This is a genomic window from Herbidospora yilanensis (genome assembly GCF_001570565.1).
GTDB lineage: Bacteria > Actinomycetota > Actinomycetes > Streptosporangiales > Streptosporangiaceae > Herbidospora > Herbidospora yilanensis.
In genome coordinates, this window is the sequence record NZ_BBXE01000018.1 from 229,606 (window position 1) to 248,070 (window position 18,465).

Consider the following 18,465-nt stretch of genomic DNA (forward strand, 5'->3'; position numbering starts at 1 on the left):
GTGACCGTCGTCATGCCCGCGTACAACGAAGAAGAGAACCTCCGGACAACAGTCGAGGACTTCCTCGGCACGCTGGCCGCCATGGAGCACCGGGTCGTCGTCGTCAACGACGGCTCCCCCGACGGCACCGGACGGGTGCTCGACGAGCTCGCCGAGCTCTACCCCGGACGTGTCATCGCCGTCCACCACCAGGTCAACCAGGGATACGGAGCGGCGGTCCGCACCGGCATCGCGGCCGCCCTCGACCAGACCGACATGCGGCGGATCCTGCTCACCGACTCCGACGGCCAGTTCAGGGCCGACGACCTGCTGACCTTCCTCCAGGTGCAGCGCGACGAACGCGCCGACGGAGTGATCGGCTACCGCAAGCACCGCGCCGACCCGTTCATGCGCAAGGTCAACGCGTGGATCTGGACTCAGATGAGCCGGGTGCTGCTGCGCACCCGCAGCCGTGACGTCGACTGCGCCTACAAGCTGCTCGACCGCAAGCTCCTGGACGACCTGACGCTGACCGGCGAAGCCGCCGCGATCTCGCCGGAGCTGCTCGCCAAGATCGGCGCGGGCTACACGCGCATCGTCGAACACCCGGTCAACCACTACCCGCGCCAGCACGGCCACCAGACCGGCGCGTCGATCAGGGTCATCCTGCGCTCGCTCACCAGCCTCGCCGGCGTCTACCGCGACCTGGTCAGAGACGGCCTGAAGTGGCGCCGCACCCGCCGGGCCCTCACCCCCGACGACCCGCTGCTGGCCGTGGTGACCGGCCTCGCGTCCGTCCTGTCGGTCGTCGCGGCGGTCTACTACTTCAACGAGGGCGTCGTCCTCAGCTACAAGGACGCGGTCTCGCACGTCCTGATCGCGGCGCGTGTGGTCGACAGCCCGACCGCCGGCCTCGCCCAGCTCGGTGGTGTGTGGTTGCCGTTGCCACACGTCCTGGCGGTGCCGCTGGTGTGGATCGAGTTCTTCTACACGACCGGCCTCGCGTCGGGCATCGGCTCGATGATCTCGTTCGTCATCACGGTGCGGTACCTGTACAAGATCGCCGACGGCATGGCGGGCACCCGCTGGGCCGGCGTGGCGGCGGCCGCGGTGTTCGCGCTGAACACCAACTCGCTCTACCTCCAGGCCACCCCGATGACCGAGTCGCTGCTGTTCGCCTGCATCGCGGGCGCGGTCTACCACCTCCAGGAGTGGTGCCGCACCGGGCGCTACGGCCAGATCGCCCTCTCCTCGATGTGGACCGTTCTCGCCACGCTGACCCGGTACGAGGGCTGGGTGCTCTGCCTCGCGGTCACCTGCGTCGTGGGCTACACCGCGCTGCGCCGGTGGCGCGGCTACACGCACATCGAGGCGAACCTGATCTTCTTCTCGGTGATCGCCTACAGCGGCATCGCCGCCTGGTGCGGGTGGAACTGGATCATCTTCGGCAACCCGCTCTACTGGCAGGTCGGCGAGTACGCCAAGCCGTCTCTGTGGGTGACCGCCGGCGACCGGACCGTCGGCGACATCGTCGTCTCGGCCCAGACCTACCTGATCGCGATGGCCGACGACATCGGCTACGTGACGCTGGGCCTGGCCGCCCTCGGCGTGATCCTCTACTTCGCCCGCCACCGCGTCCACGCGGCCACGCTGGCGCCGTACGCCCTGCTCGGGTTCCTGCCGTTCTACATCTTCACGCTGTACGCCGGGCAGCGCCCGCTGCACGTCACCGAGATCCACGGCGACCTCTACAACGTGCGGTTCGGCATGGTCATGGCGCTGGGCGCGGCGGTGTTCGCGGGGTTCCTGGTGGCGTACGTCAAGCAGGCCAAGCCCTTCCTGGCGGTCGCCGTGGCGGCGACGGTGCTGGCGGTGCCCGGCACCAAGACGCTGGAGGAGCCGGTGGCCTACCTGAACTCCCCCGGCGGCCGGATCGACGTCGGCTCGGCCACCTGGCTGAAAGCCAACTACGACGGCGGGCGGGTGCTGATGCAGAACTTCGGCAACGAGCTCGTCACCTTCCAGTCGCAGCTCCCCCTCGGGGAGATCATCTACGAGGGTTCGTTCCGGATGTGGGAACCGGCGCTCGAAGACCCCGTCGAGAGCGGGGTGCGCTGGATCTACATGCGCTCGTCGAAGGGCGCGGAGGACGGCGTCTACAAGTCGCTGCACGACACCCCGGTCCTCAACGAGAACTACCAGCTCCTCTACCAGGACGCCGACCGCCTGATCTACCGCGCCATCCGAACGGAGACCGTGCGATGACCCCCACCGCCGTCATTCCCGACGAACTGAGCGCGCGCCGGCTGCTCAGCCGGGGCCAGGCGGTCACCGGCACGCTGGTGATCGCCCTGCTGATCGGGGCGCCGGCGCTGCACGTCGTCACCGGCTGGGGCCCCGGCCCCGTCTGGTACGGCCAGGCCGCCGTCGCGATCGTCACCGCGATCTACGTCGCCGTCATCGCCTTCAAGCTGGCCATGGTGTTCGGCGCGTGGGGCTCGCCCGTGCTCCGCTTCGAGCCCTCCGACATCGACACCATCCCCCGGGAGATGTTGCCCCTCTACACCGTCCTGGTGCCGCTGCACCGGGAGGCGGAGGTGCTGCCGTTCCTGCTCAAGCGGTTGTCCCAGATGGACTACCCGCCGGAGAAGCTGCAGATCCTGCTGCTGATCGAGGAGGACGACGACGCGACCCGGGGCGCGCTGGCCACCATCGACCTGCTGCCGCAGTTCGAGGTCGTGATCATCCCCCACTCCAACCCGAAGACGAAGCCGAAGGCGTGCAACGTCGGGCTGGAGAAGGCACGCGGCGAGTTCTGCGTCATCTACGACGCCGAGGACCGGCCCGACCCCGACCAGCTCCGCAAGTCGGTGCTGGCGTTCCGGCTGCTGGCCGACCGCGTCGTCTGCGTGCAGGCCGAACTCCAGTACTGGAACCCCTGGACGAACTGGCTCACCCGGTGCTTCGCGGCCGAGTACGCCACCAACTTCTCCCTGTCGCTGCGCGGCCTCGACCGGCACCGCCTGGCCATCCCGCTCGGCGGCACCTCCAACCACTTCCGCACCGACGCGCTGCGCGCGCTGGGCGGCTGGGACGCCTACAACGTCACCGAGGACGCCGACCTCGGCATCCGCATCGCCCGGCGCGGCTGGGACGTGCGCATGATGGTGTCGGTCACCGAGGAGGAGGCCAACAGCCACCTGGGCAACTGGGTGCGGCAGCGGTCGCGGTGGATCAAGGGCTACATCCAGACGTGGCTGGTGCACACCCGCCACCCGGTGAAGCTCTGGCGGGAACTCGGCACCCGCCGCTGGATCGCCTTCCACCTGACACTCGGGTTCTCCACGTTCACCACGCTCGTCAACCCGTTCTTCTGGCTGATGACGCTGGTCTACGTCTTCACCGGCACGCAGTACATCGAGGCGCTGTTCCCGGCCGTGGTGCTCTACCTCGGCGTCATGACGATGATCCTCGGCAACTTCCTGATGATGTACTGCCTGATGACCGGCTGCATGGAGCGGGGGCTCCACCGCGCGGTCCGGGCGATGCTCACCGTCCCCCTCTACTGGGGGCTGATGAGCGTCGCGGCGTACAAGGCCTTCTTCCAGCTCCTGCGCCCCTCGCGGCGCCACTACTGGGAGCTCACCCAGCACGGCCTCGTCGACCACGCCTCCTCCCACGACGAGGAGCCCGCCGGCCAGCCTGCCAAGGCCCCCTTGCCTGCCCTCACCGACTAGGTACCACCATGCGCACCCTCACCGCCTTACTGCTCCTCATCGTGTTCGTCGTCGTGCCCGCGCCGGCGGCCCAGGCCGCGCCGCCGGTGGAGTTCGACAAGACCCTCCTCGCCGACGGCCTCGACATGCCGACGGCCTTCCGGTTCGCGCCGGACGGCCGCATCCTCATCGGCGAGAAGAACGGCGCCATCAAGCTGATCAAGAACGGCGTGCTCCAGACGGCGCCGATGATCACCCTGCCCACCGCGAACGCCGACGAGCGCGGCCTGCTCGGGCTGGAACTCGACCCCGACTTCGCCACGAACCACTACGTCTACGTCGCCTACACCCGCAGCGACAACTTCAACCGGCTGAGCCGCTTCACCGTCACCGGCGACACCATCGCGGCGGCCTCCGAACTGGTGCTCATCCAGTCGAACCAGCAGTCGAACGTCTTCCACCACGGCGGCGAGCTGCGGTTCCTCCCGGACGGCAAGTTGTACTGGTCGCTCGGGATGAACACCTACAACCCCAACTCGCAGAACCTCGGCACGCCCCACGGCAAGATCCTGCGCGTCAACAAGGACGGCACGATCCCGCCGGACAACCCCTTCGCGGCCACCCCGGGGGCCGAACGCTCCATCTGGGCCTACGGCCTGCGCAACCCGTTCCGCTGGGACGTGGTGCCGAGCGGCCCCAACGCCGGGAAGATCCTCACCGGCGACGTGGGCGGCTCGGAGTGGGAGGAGATCAACCTCGTCGAGAAGGGCGGCAACTACGGCTGGCCCCTCGCGGAGGGCTTCTGCGCCGGATGCGGCTACGCCAACCCGGTCTACACCTACCCGCACACCGCTCCCCCGGCCGCGGCCGGGTCGGTGACCTCGCTGGAGATCTACACCGGAGGGACGTTCCCGGAGGAGTACGACAACGCGGTCTTCTTCGCCGACTACACGCTCGGGTTCATCAAGTACCTGAAGATGGACGAGGAGTTCAAGAGCGTCATCTCGGTCAACGACTTCGACCTGAACGCCGGCACGCCGGTGCAGATCTCGACCGGCCCCGACGGAAACCTCTACCAGCTCAACATCTACCCCGGCGCGTTATACCGGATCGCCCCCTCGGGCGGCAACCGCGCGCCGGTGGCCAAGGCCGCGGCGACGCCCTCCGACGGCCTCGGGCCGCTGGAAGTGCACTTCTCGTCGCTCGGGTCGGGCGACCCCGACGACGGCGACGACGTGACCTACCTGTGGGACTTCAAGGACGGCGCCACCTCGGCCGAGGCGAGCCCGACGCACACGTACACCACCAACGGCACCTACGACGTCACGCTGACCGTCAGTGACGGCGCGAAATCCACGCAGGCGACGGTCCGGGTCACCGTCGGCAACCGGAGGCCGACGGGCACGATCACCGCGCCGGTCTCGCTGAGCACGTACGACGCCGGTGACACCATCACCTACGCGGCCACCGGCACCGACCCCGAAGACGGCGTGCTGCCGGCCTCGGCGTTCTCGTGGTCGGTCGTCTTCCACCACGCCGACCACGTGCACCCGTTCCTCGGGCCGGTGGGCGGCGTGCGCGGCGGCACGTTCACGATCCCGCGCGTCGCCGACAACGTGGCCACGACGTGGTATCGGGTGCAGCTCACGGTGACCGACGCGGGCGGGCTCCAGCACACCTCGTTCGTCGACGTGAAGCCCAACCTGGTCGAGCTGACCTTCACCTCCGATCCTCTCGGGCCGACGTACACGGTCGACGGCGTGCCGTTCACCGGGACCCGGGTGGAGCAGGCGGTCGTGGGGGTCGAGCGGGTGCTGAGCGCCCCCGCGACCCAGTTCTGGAACGGCAGGCAGTACGCCTGGCAGGGCTGGTCGGACGAGGGCGAGATCACCCACACGATCGTGACCCCCGGCCAGGACGCCACCTACGCGGCCGACTTCCTGGAGCTGACCCAGCCCCCGGCCCCGTGGGCCAGCGCCGACATCGGCCCGCGCACCGTCGCCGGGACGACCTACTACGACGCCGGCTCGTTCACGATCAGGGGCGGCGGCAACGACGTCTGGGACCAGACCGACGAGTTCCGCTACGTCTTCCAGCCGCTCCAGGGCGACGGCACCGTCATCGCCAAGCTCACCGAGCAGGGCGACACCCACCCGTGGGCCAAGGCCGGCGTCATGATCAAGGAGTCGGCGACCCCGATGGCGAAGTACGCCGCGGTGGCCCTGACGCCCGAGAACGGGATGCACTTCCAGTACGACTTCCAGGGCGACGGCGGCGGCTACCCGTCGCTGGGCGGCTGGATGAAGCTGACCAGGACCGGCGACGTCTTCACCGCCTACCGCTCCGCGGACGGCGTCGTGTGGACGGCGATCGGCACCACCACTCTGCCCATGGCCGCCCAGGCGACCATCGGCCTGTGGGTCAGCTCCCACGACATGACCGCGTTGAGCGCGGCCACGTTCGAGAACGTCCAGGTCACGCAGGGCTCGACGGTCGGCCCGGTGCCCGCGCCGTGGACCCGCGCCGACGTCGACGGCGCCACGCCCGCCGGTTCGGCCACCTACGACACGGCGAACGGGACGTACACCGTCAACGGCGGCGGCACCGACGTGTGGGCCGACACCGAGGAGCACTCGTTCCTCAACCGCCCGCTGACCGGCGACGGCTCGATCACCGCCCGCGTCACCTCGCAGTCGGAGACCGCGCCGTGGGCCAAGGCGGGCCTCATGATCAGGGGCCCGTCGGGTTACGCCGACCTGTTCGTCACCCCCGAGAACGGCATGCACTTCCAGACCTCCGACCCCTCGTCGGTGGTCGGCGGCCCGTTCGCCTTCCCCGACGCGTGGGTCCGCCTCACCCGCGAGGGCGACGTCATCAAGGCCTTCCGCTCGCCCGACGGGGAGAACTGGACCCCGGTCGGCCGGCACGTTCTGCCCGGCCTGCCGGAGACGGTGTCGGCGGGCATGTTCGTCACCGCCCACCGCGACGGCACCGTCCTCGGCACCGCCACCTTCGACCACGTGACGTTCGAGTCGGCCGACGACAACGGCCTGCCGGCGTTGTGGACGGGCGGCGACGTGGGCGACCCGGTGCTGCCCGGCTCCTCCGGCGAACTCGGCGGCCTGTTCACCGTCACGGCGGGCGGCGACGACGTCTGGGGCGAGACCGACCAGATGCACTTCGTGCGCCGCCCGCTCACCGGCGACGGCGCCATCGTCGCCCGGGTGAACTCGCTGACCCGGGCCGAGGCCTGGACGAAGGCCGGCGTCATGTTCAAGGAGACCTCCGTCTCCGGCTCCCCGTACGCCGCCCTGCTGCTGAGCGCCGACCACGGCGTCCACCTGCAGACGACCGGGGAACACGACGTGACCGGCTCCGATCTGGACCCCCCTGACGTGTGGCTGAAGCTGGTCCGCGCCGGCAACACCTTCACCGCCTTCGACTCCGACGACGGCGTGACGTGGACCCGCGTCGGCGCCCGCACGGTCACCATGGCCGCCGCCGCGCAGGTCGGCCTGTTCGCCGTCTCCCACGACGGCAGCCAGACGACCACGGCGACGTTCTCGGACGTGACGGTGACCCCCGCCAACACCACCGGCCTGCCGGCCGGGTGGAACTCCGTCGACGTCGGCGGCCCCGCCCTGGCCGGGACGGCCAGCGTCAACGGCCGGACCTTCACCATCTCCGGCGCGGGCGGCGACGTGTGGGGCACGGCCGACCAGATGCACTACGTCTACCGCGACCTCCCGGCGAACGGGACGATCGTGGCCCGCGTGATCAGCCAGGAGAACACCGACGACTGGGCGAAGTCGGGCCTGATGATCAAATCCGCGGCGACGGCGCTGTCGCCGTACTCCGGGGTGTTCCTGACCCCGGCGAACGGGATCCACCAGCAGGCGAACTTCAACTCCGACGCGGACGGCGGAGCCGCCACGGCACCCGTGTGGTTGCGGGTGTCCCGGGTGGGGTCGACGGTGACCACCTACCGGTCGGCGAACGGCGAGGACTGGACGGCGATCGGCACGGCGACCATCGCCGGACCGGCGACGATCGGGCTCTTCGTCTGCTCCCATGAGGCGGGACAGCTCAACACGACGGTCTTCGACCAGGTGCTGGTGAGCTGAACCGCTTGTCATATGGCCGGGCGTCCCCCTTCGGGGGCGCCCGGCCCCTTCCACGGCGGCCCGGCGGCGCGGGAACACGGCGCCGACCTGCGGGTTCCGTAGTTTTCTGGCATGCGAGTTCTCGTCACTGGAGGAGCCGGGTTCATCGGCTCGCACATCGTCGCCGCCCTCACCGCCGCCGGTCACGAACCGGTCGTGTACGACGCCCTGCTGCCCGCCGCCCATCCCCGTGAGCCGGAGATCCCGGACGCCGAGTTCGTCCGGGGCGACGTGCGCGACGCCGCGGCACTGGAGGCGGCCCTGCGCGGGGTCGGCGCGGTCTGCCACCAGGCCGCGATGGTCGGGCTCGGCTCCGGCTTCGGCGACGCGCCCGACTACGTGTCGTGCAACGACCACGGCACCGCCGTGCTGCTGGCGGCCATGGCGCGGCAGGGGGTGTCCCGGCTGGTCCAGGCCGGGTCGATGGTCGTGTACGGCGAGGGCCGCTACGTCTGCCCGGTGCACGGCGTGGTGCGGCCCGGCCCCCGGGAGGTCGCCGACCTCGACGCGGGGCGGTTCGAGCCGCGCTGCCCGCTCTGCGGCGCGGAGATGGCCCCGGGCCTGGTCACCGAGGACGCCCCGGCCGACCCGCGCAACGTCTACGCCACCACCAAGCTCGCCCAGGAGCATCTCGCCGCCGCGTGGGCGCGGGCGACCGGCGGGCGCGCGGTGTCGCTGCGCTACCACAACGTTTACGGGCCCGGCATGCCGCGCGACACCCCCTACGCGGGGGTGGCGTCGTTCTTCCGGTCGGCGCTGGAGCGCGGGGAGGCGCCCCGGGTGTTCGAGGACGGCGGGCAGCGCCGTGACTTCGTGCACGTCAGAGATGTCGCGACGGCCAACCTGGCCGCGCTGGACGCGGTCGGCGACCGGCCCGAGGGGCGGCACACCGCCTACAACGCCGGCAGCGGCCACCCCCACACCGTGGGCGAGATGGCGACCGCGCTGGCGACCGCGTTCGGCGGGCCGATGCCGGTGGTGACCGGCGAATACCGGCTGGGCGACGTGCGGCACATCACGGCCGACTCCGCGCGGCTCCGCCGTGACCTCGGCTGGAAGCCCTCGGTGGAGTTCGGCGACGGGGTGGTGGAGTTCGCGCACGCCCCCCTCAGGTCATGAGCGCGCATAACCCGCGTTGCGCGGGGATCGACCGGGGCCGGTCCTTCCTACGGTGGCAGGGTGATCGAAACAACCGTGGACACCGTGGACGTCGTGCTGCCCTGCCTGAACGAGGCCGAGGCCCTGCCGTGGGTGCTGGAGCGCGTCCCGCCGGGCTGGCGGGCGCTGGTCGTGGACAACGGCTCGACCGACGGGTCGGCGGAGATCGCCCGCTCGCTCGGCGCGACGGTGGTGCACGAGCCGCGGCGCGGATTCGGGGCGGCCTGCCACGCCGGGCTCCTGGCGTCCGAGGCCGACGTCGTCTGCTTCTGCGACTGTGACGCCTCACTCGATCCGGGGCTGCTGACGGAGTTCGTCCAGTTGCTCTCCGCCGGAGACGACCTGGTGCTGGGGCGGCGGCGGCCGCGGTCGCGCGGAGTGTGGCCCGCGCACGCGCGGGCCGGGAACTGGGCGTTGTCGAAGATGGTGCGGCGGCGGACCGGCCTGCGCCTGCACGACCTCGGTCCGCTGCGCGCCGCGCGGCGGGAGGCGCTGCTCAAGCTCGATCTCACCGACCGGCGCAGCGGCTATCCGCTCCAGATGGTGGTCCGGGCCGCCGACGCGGGGTGGCGGGTGCGCGAGATCGACGTGCCCTACCTGCCGCGCAGCGGGAAGTCGAAGGTCACCGGCACCTGGCGGGGAACGTTCCAGGCGGTTCGCGACATGCGGCGGGTGCTGGGCGAATGACGACGCTTCTCGTGATCGCCAAGGAACCCGTGCCGGGACGGGTGAAGACCCGGCTGACCCCGCCCTTCACCCCGGTCGAGGCGGCCGCGCTGGCCGAGGCGGCGCTGGCCGACACCCTCGCCGCGGCGTTGCGCACCCCCGCCGACCGGCACGTCCTGGTCTTGGCCGGGTCTCCCGGAGACTGGCTGCCCGCCGGTTTCGAGATCCGCCCCCAGTGCGGCGGCGGCCTGGACGAACGCCTGGCCGCCGCGTTCGCCGCCTGCGCCGGCCCGGCGCTGCTGATCGGCATGGACACCCCGCAGGTCAGGCCCGATCTGCTGGCACCCGCGCTGGACTTCGGCCGGCACGACGCCTGGTTCGGGCCCGCCGACGACGGCGGCTTCTGGGCGCTCGGCCTGGCCGACCCCGATCCGGCGTTGCTGCTCGGCGTGCCGATGTCGGTCGCGGAGACCGGCGCCGCCCAGCTCGCCCGCCTGCGCGACAAGGGCCTGCGGGTCGGCGAGCTGCCGGCGCTGCGCGACGTCGACACGGCGGCCGACGCCCGCGCGGTGGCCGCCCAGGCCCCGTGGAGCCGCTTCGCCGGCCTGCACGCCCGGCTCCGGGCACCCGCCGAATGACGGCGGGTCAGCGGCGGCGGCGCAGCAGTACCAGCACGACCGCGACGACGGCCACCGCCGCCAGGCAGATGAGCAGGTTACGGCCGTAGGGCTGGACCAGCACGGTCGGGTTCGGCGACGGCCCCGGCCGCAGCAGCGCCGGCACGGTGATCAGCACCAGCCCGCCCATCGTGATCAGCGCGCCCCGCACCACGGCCCGGTCGGGCAGCCGCGCCACGAGCACGCCGGTCGCCAGCACGATCGGGCCGATCAGCACGTCGTGCAGCGCGACGGCCCCGGCGAACCAGACGACCACCCCGAGCAGGCCCGGCAGCGGCAGCAGGAAGAACAGGCCCACGCCGACGAGGGCGACCCCGGCGGCGCCGAGCGACAACCGCAACGCCCTCACAGCGTCTCCACCTGGGCCTCCATCCGGGACACCCATTTGGTCTGCAGCACGCCGGGGCGGTTGGGGGCGATGATCCGCGCCGGGTAGCCGTGGTCGAGCGACAGCACCTCGTCGTTGAGCCGCAGCGCGAGCAGGGTCTGGGGGTCGTCGGCGTACTGGGCGGGCATCTCCATGACCCGGTAGTAGCCCCAGACCTCCAGCGACTCCACCCGCACGGCCGTGCCCGGCGGCGCGCCCGCGCGGGCCAGCAGGTCGCGGAGCGGCACCCCGCTCCACCACGCGTCGACGCTCCAGCCCTCGACGCAGGCGATCGGGAGCCGCACCCGCCGCTGCGGCAGCGCCTCCAGTTCGGCGAGGGTGACGCGGTAGGGCTTCGGCCCGGCGACCTCAAGCGCCCAGCCCTCGGACGAGGCGTAGGTGACCTGCGCGGCGGCGGCCGTCCGGTTGATCGGCATGCCCTGGGTCGCGACGTCCGGGTTACGCGGCGCGAGCAGGTCGAACCCCCGCAGCGCCGAGAGCGACTGGCCGACCGTCGTGAGCGTGACCGCGCCCACCGCCGCGCCGACCCCGGCGAGCAGCGCCCTGCGGTCGGCCGCGTCGAGGTCGGCCGGCTTCCCGCGCCAGTTCTCCCTGATCAGCGGCGCCTTCACGGCCAGGTGCAGCAGCAGCGCGCCGGCGACGATCCAGGCGACGGCGTAGTGGGTCTGGGTGAAGGAGAACGGCCACGGATACCACTGGAGAATGTTGATCAGCCCGGTGAACAGCTCGAACACCGTCGCCGCGACGAGCAGCGCGATCGACAGCCGTTCGGCGAGGTGGAGCGGCGACCGGAACGCCGGCCAGGTGAACAACCTCGGGTAGACCGCCCAGAGCTTCGCCATGACCAGCACGATCGCCGCCAGCCCGGACGCGACGTGCAGCCCCTGGGTGAGCCGGTAGCCCCACACCGGCCGGACCGGCAGCAGGCCGGCCATCCATCCGGGCGGGTGCTGGAGCACGTGGCTGATCAACCCGGTCAGGAAGCACACCACGACGGCCGATCCGAGCCACCGCCCGATGGCGACGGCCGTCCTGGCGTCGTGCAACCGGCCTCTGAACCGCGGGAGCGTGGGATTCATACGTCACATGGAATCGCGCCGCAGGCCCATCGGAGCGGCAACGACACCTGACGAAACGTCGAGGCGCGGCCCGGTGACCGGGGTCCGCGACCCGGTGGTTGAGACCCTGGCCCGGTGAGACTCACCGTCGCCCTGCTGGGCGCCCTGGCCGCCGCGCTGACCGTCGCCGTCACCCGGCGCGGCCAACTGGCCGACCCGGCGGGGCTGATCGGCTGGTACGCGGTCTGCTGGGCGCTGTTCGCGGCGGCGGCGTGGTCGCTCTGGCGGGTGCCGCCGGGGAGGGCGGCCGTGCTGGTGGTGGCGGGCGGGCTCGCCGTGGGGGCGGTCGGGCTGCTGGACGGGCCGCGCACCAGCACCGACTCCTACCGCTACGCGTGGGACGGGCGGGTGCAGGCGGCCGGGATCTCCCCCTACGACCACCCGCCCGTCGCCGAGGAGCTGGCCGGACTGCGCGACGACTGGTTGTTCACCGAGGGGCCGATCTGCCGCACGGCGTACCTGTCGTGGTTGTGGGGCGGCGGCTGCACCCGCATCAACCGGCCGCGGGTGCCGACCATCTATCCGCCGGTGTCGGAGGCCTACTTCCTGGCCGTCCACACCCTGTCGCCGCCGGGGTCCCGGCACAAGCCGCTGCAGGTGGGCGGCCTGCTGCTGGCGACGGCGACGACGCTGCTGCTGGTGCGGCTCGCGGGGGCGCGGGGGGCGTGCCTGTGGGCGTGGTGCCCGGCGGTGCCGATCGAGGCGGTCAACAACGCCCACGCCGACGTGTTGTCGGTGTTCCTGGCGGTGGCGGCGCTCGGGCTGCTGGCGCGGCGGCGCGCCGCCGGGGGTGCGCTGCTCGGCGCGGCCGTCGCCGCGAAGTTCTTCCCCGCCGTCCTGCTGCCGGGCGCGCTCTCGGGTGTACGCCGCCCGCGCGACGCCATGGCCGTCCTGGTGCCGGCCGGCCTCGTGGTGGTCCTCGCCTACCTGCCCTATGCGCTGGCCTCGAAGGCGTCGGTGTTCGGCTACCTGGGCGGTTACGCGTCCGAGGAGGGCTACTCGACCGGGTCCGACGGGCGTTACGGGCTGGTCCGGCTGCTGGCGCCCGACGCCTGGGCGTTGCCGGTGGTCGTGCTGGCGATGGGGGCCGTGGCGGCGTACACGATCGTGAAGGGGGACCCCGCGCGGCCCTGGCAGGGCGGGCTGGTCGTGACCGGGACCGCGTTCCTGCTGCTCACGCCCGGCTACTCCTGGTATGCGCTGCTGCTCGTCGCCCTGGTCGCCCTCGACGGGCGCTGGGAGTGGCTCGGGGTGGCCGCCGCCGGCGCGGTCGCCTACGTGACGGGCCTCGGCACGGTCGCCTACACGCTGGCCGCGCTGGGGGTGCTGGCGGGCTGGGCGGTGCGGACGCCGGCCCGCACCGCCCCGGCCTTCGCCTACTGAGCGAGCGCCTCCCGCAACGTGACGGGCGGACGGCCGATCAGCTTCGCCAGGTCGTCGCCCGACGCCGCCAGGTTCCCCCCGGCGATGCCGAGGTCGATGCCGACGACGATCCCGGCGACCTCGTCGGGCAACCCCGCGCCCTTGAGAACCTCCCGGTACTGCTCGCCGGTCAGCGGCGTGTAGCCGACCGGCCGCCCGGTGACCTCGGTGACCGCCTCGGCCAGGGTGGCCAGGGTGAAGACCTCGGCCGCCAGTTCGTACACCCCCTTCTCCGGCTCCTGGGTGAGCACCGCCGCGGCGGCGTCGGCGAGGTCGGCGCGGGCCGCCGCGCCGATCGGCCCGTCTCCGGCCGCCCCCGCGACGCCGTGTTCGAGGTAGGCGGGCACCTGGCCGGCGTAGACCTCGTAGTAGAACCCGTTCCGCAGGAAGACCGACCGCAGCCCCGAATCGGTCAGCAGCTTCTCGGTGGCCCGGTGGTCTTCGGCCAGGTCCATCGTGGAGGTGGCGGCGTTCAGGATGCTCGTGTACGCCACCAGCTCCACCCCGGCCTCGACGGCGGCGGCCACGACGTTGGCGTGTTGCCCCTGCCGCCGCCGTCCCAGCTCCGACCCCGACACGAACAGCAACCGCGACGCCCCCGCGAAGGCGTCGCGGAGCGCGTCGCCGTCCTCGTAGTCGGCCCTGCGGATCTCCACGCCGAGGTCGGCGGCCTTCTCGATCTGGCGTCCGATCCCGCGGATCTCCCCGGCGGGCACCCCGCGGCGCAGCAGGCTCTCGACGGCGAGCCGCCCGAAGGGTCCGGTGGCGCCGGTGACGACGTAGGTCATCTCGCTCCCTCTCATTACCGATGTAACGGGGGCAACAGAGCAGGTCAGGTCATGCTTCCCGATCGATAGAGGGCACCTTGAAGTGCAGTACTCTCCTGAGGGATAGTGAGCAGGTGGACAGCTTGAGAGACTGCGCGAGCCGCCAGGTGCTCGACCGGATCGGCGACGCGTGGAGCGTGCTGATCGTGACCCAGCTCCGCGGCGGCCCGCTGCGCTTCACCGAACTGTCCCGCAAGATCGACGGCGTCACCCCGAAGATGCTCACCCAGACGCTGCGCGGCCTCGAACGCGACGGCCTGGTGACCCGCACGGTCCACGCGGTGGTGCCGCCCCGGGTCGACTATGAACTCACCCCGCTCGGGCGCAGCCTGGAAGGCGTGGTCGACGCCATCACGTCGTGGGCCGACTCGCACATCGGCGACGTCCTGGCCGCCCGCGGCTCCTACGACTCGAAACTGTCGACGGCGAAGACCCCGTCGTGACCGCCACAGCCCGAGGGGATGTCGGCGCCCGCGAGCCACGACCCGCCCTGCTTGAAGGTGTCGCCGTCGAGGATCTCGCCCTTGCCCGGGACGTGCACGCCGCGCCGTCCGTCTGACGCGCGGACGGGCGTGGTGTCCTTCGGCCAGACCGGGACGACGGTCGTGTCGCGGGTGACGGCGACGAGGCAGGCCTCGTTCTCCAGCCAGGTCAGCCGGGCCTTGAGCGAGCCCAGATTCGACGATTCCAGGTCGTGGACGACAATGGCGGGATCGGAGCCGATATGGCAGAAGAAAGACGTGCACGAAAGCGCGGAATTCGGGCGTTCCATGGGCGTCTCAACAGAGGAATCGGCCGCACTACACGCCGAAATGCCCAGCACACCGGTGAATAGCGCGATTAGTGTCGGCCTCATTGGTAGCGCCTCCCGCTGCTCGATTAGCGCCACCTTAACGGGCAGACCGTCGAATGCGGTCGAATTCGAAACTGTCAATGGCGAAGAATCCGTCATGCCGTCCTCGCCGCCCCGTCAGCGCCTTCGCCGCGTCCTCCCCGGCACCGCGCCAAAGGTCTCAATTCCATCATCCCGCCCGAAACCGGCGCGGGCCCTGCTTACGCTCGGTCCGCAGTCGACGGAGGGGCGACGGAGTCCATGAGTCCTTCGGGGGACGCAGAGCCCCGCACGAGAGAGGGCGCACGCGACGGCTCCGACGCCCGGATCGCCGCCGTGATCGCCCTGCTCGGCATCCTGCCCGAGATCGGGCTGGCGGTGACCGGCACCGAACTCGCGGCCCGCTGGGTCGTCCGGATCGCCATCGGCGTCATCCTGGTCGCCGCGGTCTACCGTCCGGTGCGCGACCGGTGGCGGCGGAGGGCCGCGGGACGGGAACGCCGGCTCCCGCGCTGGTGGCCGCGAGGGCGGATCGCCGCCGTGTGGCCCTCGTTGCGGATGGGCGCGGCGGGCGTCGTGGCCGGGGGGATGGTGCTCGCGCTGGCGCAGACGGCGCCCGCCGGGTGGCAGCGCCTCCAGGCGTGGATCGGGCAGTGTCCGATGCCGCGGGAGATCGTGCTGAGCGTGCCGTCGTACGAGGTTCCGGCGTTCGACCTGCTGGCGCGGCAGTTCACCCTCGACCGGGCCGCGAACCGGTGCGCGGAGACCCGGCTGAAGGTGGTCGCCGCACCGCCCGTCACCGGGCTCCTGGCCGCGCTGCGCAACGGCTGGCGCACCCCCGACGGCGTCCGGCTGATCGGCCCCCGTCCCGACCTGGTCGTCGTCGAGAGCCGGGACATCGCGAACCTGCTGGCCGCGGCCGGGGCGCCCGTCGAGGACGCCGGGCCGGTCGGCTACGCGGAGATCGCGGTGGGCGTTCCGGAGACGCTGCGCAACCAGGTCGAGCGTGAGGCCGGAGGCGTCTCCCTCGATTCGGTGCTCCGGTTCTACGCCCGACCGGGCCGGAACTTCGCCCGGCCCGACCCGCTCATCACCGGAATCGGCCTGACGGCGACGGCCGGGCTGAACGCGCGCCGGGTCTTTCCGAATCCCGAGGCGGCCGAGGACAAGATGCGGGAACTGCCCGAGGAGATGGGCGACGCCTTCTGGAAGGACCAGGCGGATCCCATTTCCCTGCTGTGCAATCTGCAGCGCGATTACGAATCCCGGCGCAACACCCTGTTACGCCGTTCGGCTTTCCTGCTGCCGCGCCACCTGATGGAGGACTACAACAACCGGCCCGGCCAGATCTGCCCGGGCGGCGACCAGAATCGCGGCCGGTTGTGGATTCCCGACATTCCGTCATTGGCCGCGCTCGACTACCGGGCGATCCGCCCGGCGTGGCCCGACCGGGATAGCGCCGGGCGGAGCACGGTCGTCCGCGAACTGGCCGGGTGGTTGCGGGCACGGGCGGTCACGCCCGCTCCCGAGGCGCAGCCGGCGCCGGCCGGCGGCGCGCTGGCCGCGGCGATGGAGGCGATCGGGAACCGGGAGCAGCGGCTCGACCTGGCCCTGGTGCTCGACGGGTCGGGATCGATGCAGCGGCACCTGCCGGTGACGGTGCGGGCGGTCGGGGAGATCGTCGACGCCCTCCGCCCCACCGACCGGATCTCGCTCGACATCGCGCGCCGGCCGTCCCGGGACGGCCGTCCGCAGATCTACAACGCCTATCCCTCCGACCTCGCCGGTTCGCAGGGCGGCCAGGTGGTCGGCTACCTGGCCCAGTGGACGCCGCGCGACTGGGACCTCGACGCCGCCTCGACCATCGCGGGCATGGGAAACCGTCCCATGGACGTCATGGTGATCGTGACGGACACCAGCCCGGGGAAGCAGGCCGACCTGCGCCGGATCACCGCCGAGGTCGTCGAGCAGGCGACCGGCAAACCGAGCGATGCCCCGGTCTACATCGTCAACGTCGGCGGCACCGCGTGCCCGCCCGCCCTGCGGTCCGACCACGCGGGCGAGAGCGGCGTCTTCTGCGTCGAAGCCGCCGGCTTCGACGTCACCACGGCCCTCGACCGGCTCAGGGAGCCCCGATGACCCGCCGCAGGCGTCCCGTGTGGCCGTTCGTCGCCGGCTTCGCGCTGACCATCGCCTTCAGCGGGGCGATGTCGTTCCTGAACCGCGCCCCCGCCGGCGGCTGCCCGGGGAACACCGACGAGATAACGGTGGCCGCGGGCTACGACGACAGCATGGACCGCACCCAGCGCGGCCTGGTCAACGCGTGGCACGACCGCGGCCACACGGCCCGGTACGTCGAGATCTCCCGGATCCCCGACGAGGCGCGGGCCGAGATGGCCGCCACCGACCAGGACGGCGCGTGCCCCTACGACGTCCTGGTCCTCGACGTCGCGCACCTCGCCGAGTTCGTGGCCAACGGCTACGCCTCCCCCGTCGAGCTGCCCCACCCGGCCTCGGCCTTCATGGCCAAGTCCGTCGCCGCCGGTCAGATCGGCGGGACCCAGTACGGCGTCCCGTTCGCCGCCGACGTGCCGCTCGCCTATTCGATCGGCGCGACCGGCGAGCTCGTGTCGAGGATCTGGGGCGGCGAGGCGTCCGGCGCCAAGCCGCCGGGCCAGGCGCTGACCCAGCTCGACGACTACGAGGGCGCGATGGTCAACCTCATCGAGGCGATCGGCCCCGAGCTCGTGCCGCTCCTGTCCGACCCCGGCGACATGCCCGGCGGCGCCGAACTGCGCGCGGTCGCCGGGCCCCGCCTGGAGGCCTGGCGGACCGCTCTGAAGACCGGCCTGATCGACGGCGACTCGCTCGACCACTCCGAGGGCGACACCCTGCGGGCCTTCCGCAGCGCCCGCCCGCCGGCCCCCATGGTGATGCGGCACTGGCCCTCGGTGTTCCGTTCGTTGTGGCTCGACAGCCGGTTCCGCGACGCCGGCGGCAGGCTCACCTTCTCCTACCGGCCGCTGCCCCGGGGCGGCGTGCTCGGCGGTTCCGTGCTGGTGATCTCCCCCAAGACCCGCAACCGGGCCGCCGCGGAAAGCCTGGTCGAGCACCTGACGACCCCGGCGGTCCAGGCGAAGCTGTTCGCCTGCGGCAGCTACGCGCCGGTGCTCGCCGCCGCCTACGAGGTGAGCGAGTACGAGACGCGCCAGTTCACCGAGGCCCTCACCTGCCTGCGCGGCGACGCGGAGGAGCCGGAGAGCCTGGTCGCGGAGTTCGGCGACTTCGCCCAGACGGTCCGCCGCGCGATGGACGGCGCGCTGCTGCGCCCCCGGGTCCCCTACTACAGCCGCCTGAGCGAGACGTTCCGCGCGTGCGCGCTGACCGTCCTGCGCTCGGCCGGCCCGCGCGACCTGCGCTACTACGACGAGTTCGCCGACCGCCTGCGGGCCGCGGCGGAGGGCCGGCTGCCCGGCGACGGCTCCGACTGCGGCTGAACGCCGCCTCTCCGACCCGCGC

14 protein-coding genes are annotated in these 18,465 nt (G+C 72.0%); 10 read left to right on the forward strand and 4 right to left on the reverse strand.

Features of this window, described 5'->3' with window-relative positions; genetic code table 11:
- The 6 genes from AW273_RS12290 to AW273_RS12315 all read left to right on the forward strand — a co-directional run bounded on the left by AW273_RS12290 (position 1) and on the right by AW273_RS12315 (position 10,320).
- On the forward strand, positions 1-2,244 hold the full coding sequence (locus AW273_RS12290) for a glycosyltransferase family 2 protein (protein WP_232327325.1): 2,244 nt from the start codon (positions 1-3) through the stop codon (positions 2,242-2,244).
- A complete protein-coding gene (locus AW273_RS12295) occupies positions 2,241-3,716 on the forward strand; it encodes a glycosyltransferase (RefSeq protein ID WP_062348307.1) in 1,476 nt (491 codons plus the stop codon). Before AW273_RS12290 ends, AW273_RS12295 begins: the two co-directional genes overlap by 4 nt.
- An 8-nt stretch (positions 3,717-3,724) precedes the next feature.
- Positions 3,725-7,819 (forward strand): PQQ-dependent sugar dehydrogenase, encoded by a 4,095-nt coding sequence (locus AW273_RS12300; RefSeq protein ID WP_063909930.1) that lies wholly within the window; start codon positions 3,725-3,727, stop codon positions 7,817-7,819.
- Between the two features lie 111 nt (positions 7,820-7,930).
- Entirely contained in the window at positions 7,931-8,977 is a 1,047-nt protein-coding gene (locus AW273_RS12305) for an NAD-dependent epimerase/dehydratase family protein (protein WP_062348308.1), read from the forward strand.
- Positions 8,978-9,037: 60 nt separating this feature from the next.
- Positions 9,038-9,703 (forward strand): glycosyltransferase family 2 protein, encoded by a 666-nt coding sequence (locus AW273_RS12310; protein WP_157555736.1) that lies wholly within the window; start codon positions 9,038-9,040, stop codon positions 9,701-9,703.
- Positions 9,700-10,320: a TIGR04282 family arsenosugar biosynthesis glycosyltransferase gene (locus AW273_RS12315; RefSeq protein ID WP_062348311.1), complete on the forward strand. Its 621-nt coding sequence runs from the start codon at positions 9,700-9,702 to the stop codon at positions 10,318-10,320. Before AW273_RS12310 ends, AW273_RS12315 begins: the two co-directional genes overlap by 4 nt.
- Positions 10,321-10,327: 7 nt before the next feature.
- Here the strand turns inward: AW273_RS12315 and AW273_RS12320 are convergent, their stop codons facing one another.
- On the reverse strand, positions 10,328-10,708 hold the full coding sequence (locus tag AW273_RS12320; protein WP_062348313.1) for a hypothetical protein: 381 nt from the start codon (positions 10,706-10,708) through the stop codon (positions 10,328-10,330).
- Positions 10,705-11,826: a molybdopterin-dependent oxidoreductase gene (locus AW273_RS12325; protein ID WP_062348315.1), complete on the reverse strand. Its 1,122-nt coding sequence runs from the start codon at positions 11,824-11,826 to the stop codon at positions 10,705-10,707. Before AW273_RS12325 ends, AW273_RS12320 begins: the two co-directional genes overlap by 4 nt.
- 114 nt (positions 11,827-11,940) lie before the next feature.
- Here AW273_RS12325 and AW273_RS12330 point away from each other — a divergent pair, with 114 nt between their 5' ends.
- Positions 11,941-13,248: a glycosyltransferase 87 family protein gene (locus AW273_RS12330; RefSeq protein ID WP_083949703.1), complete on the forward strand. Its 1,308-nt coding sequence runs from the start codon at positions 11,941-11,943 to the stop codon at positions 13,246-13,248.
- On the opposite strand, the gene AW273_RS12335 is transcribed toward AW273_RS12330, so the two are convergent.
- Positions 13,242-14,075 carry an NAD(P)H-binding protein gene (locus AW273_RS12335; protein WP_062348317.1) on the reverse strand — a complete coding sequence of 278 codons (834 nt, stop codon included), beginning with the start codon at positions 14,073-14,075 and terminating at the stop codon, positions 13,242-13,244. The genes AW273_RS12330 and AW273_RS12335 overlap by 7 nt on opposite strands.
- Before the next feature lie 113 nt (positions 14,076-14,188).
- Between AW273_RS12335 and AW273_RS12340 the strand changes: the two genes are divergently transcribed.
- A complete protein-coding gene (locus tag AW273_RS12340) occupies positions 14,189-14,557 on the forward strand; it encodes a winged helix-turn-helix transcriptional regulator (protein ID WP_232327326.1) in 369 nt (122 codons plus the stop codon).
- On the opposite strand, the gene AW273_RS12345 is transcribed toward AW273_RS12340, so the two are convergent.
- Positions 14,518-14,886, reverse strand: coding sequence for a hypothetical protein (locus tag AW273_RS12345; RefSeq protein WP_062348322.1), 369 nt, complete (start codon positions 14,884-14,886; stop codon positions 14,518-14,520). The two genes, AW273_RS12340 and AW273_RS12345, sit on opposite strands and share 40 nt — an antisense overlap.
- A gap of 321 nt (positions 14,887-15,207) precedes the next feature.
- Between AW273_RS12345 and AW273_RS12350 the strand changes: the two genes are divergently transcribed.
- On the forward strand, positions 15,208-17,085 hold the full coding sequence (locus AW273_RS12350) for a vWA domain-containing protein (RefSeq protein ID WP_157555738.1): 1,878 nt from the start codon (positions 15,208-15,210) through the stop codon (positions 17,083-17,085).
- Positions 17,082-18,443, forward strand: coding sequence for an extracellular solute-binding protein (locus AW273_RS12355; RefSeq protein WP_083949704.1), 1,362 nt, complete (start codon positions 17,082-17,084; stop codon positions 18,441-18,443). Before AW273_RS12350 ends, AW273_RS12355 begins: the two co-directional genes overlap by 4 nt.
- Positions 18,444-18,465: the final 22 nt, after the last annotated feature.

Bases quoted from the DNA above. Each gene is read 5' to 3' on its own strand.
- AW273_RS12295 (WP_062348307.1), top strand. From the start codon at position 2,241: ATGACCCCCACCGCCGTCATTCCCGACGAACTGAGCGCGCGCCGGCTG.
- AW273_RS12300 (WP_063909930.1), top strand. From the start codon at position 3,725: ATGCGCACCCTCACCGCCTTACTGCTCCTCATCGTGTTCGTCGTCGTG.
- AW273_RS12305 (WP_062348308.1), top strand. From the start codon at position 7,931: ATGCGAGTTCTCGTCACTGGAGGAGCCGGGTTCATCGGCTCGCACATC.
- AW273_RS12315 (WP_062348311.1), top strand. From the start codon at position 9,700: ATGACGACGCTTCTCGTGATCGCCAAGGAACCCGTGCCGGGACGGGTG.
- AW273_RS12325 (WP_062348315.1), bottom strand. From the start codon at position 11,826: ATGAATCCCACGCTCCCGCGGTTCAGAGGCCGGTTGCACGACGCCAGG.
- AW273_RS12335 (WP_062348317.1), bottom strand. From the start codon at position 14,075: ATGACCTACGTCGTCACCGGCGCCACCGGACCCTTCGGGCGGCTCGCC.
- AW273_RS12345 (WP_062348322.1), bottom strand. From the start codon at position 14,886: ATGGAACGCCCGAATTCCGCGCTTTCGTGCACGTCTTTCTTCTGCCAT.
- AW273_RS12350 (WP_157555738.1), top strand. From the start codon at position 15,208: ATGAGTCCTTCGGGGGACGCAGAGCCCCGCACGAGAGAGGGCGCACGC.
- AW273_RS12355 (WP_083949704.1), top strand. From the start codon at position 17,082: ATGACCCGCCGCAGGCGTCCCGTGTGGCCGTTCGTCGCCGGCTTCGCG.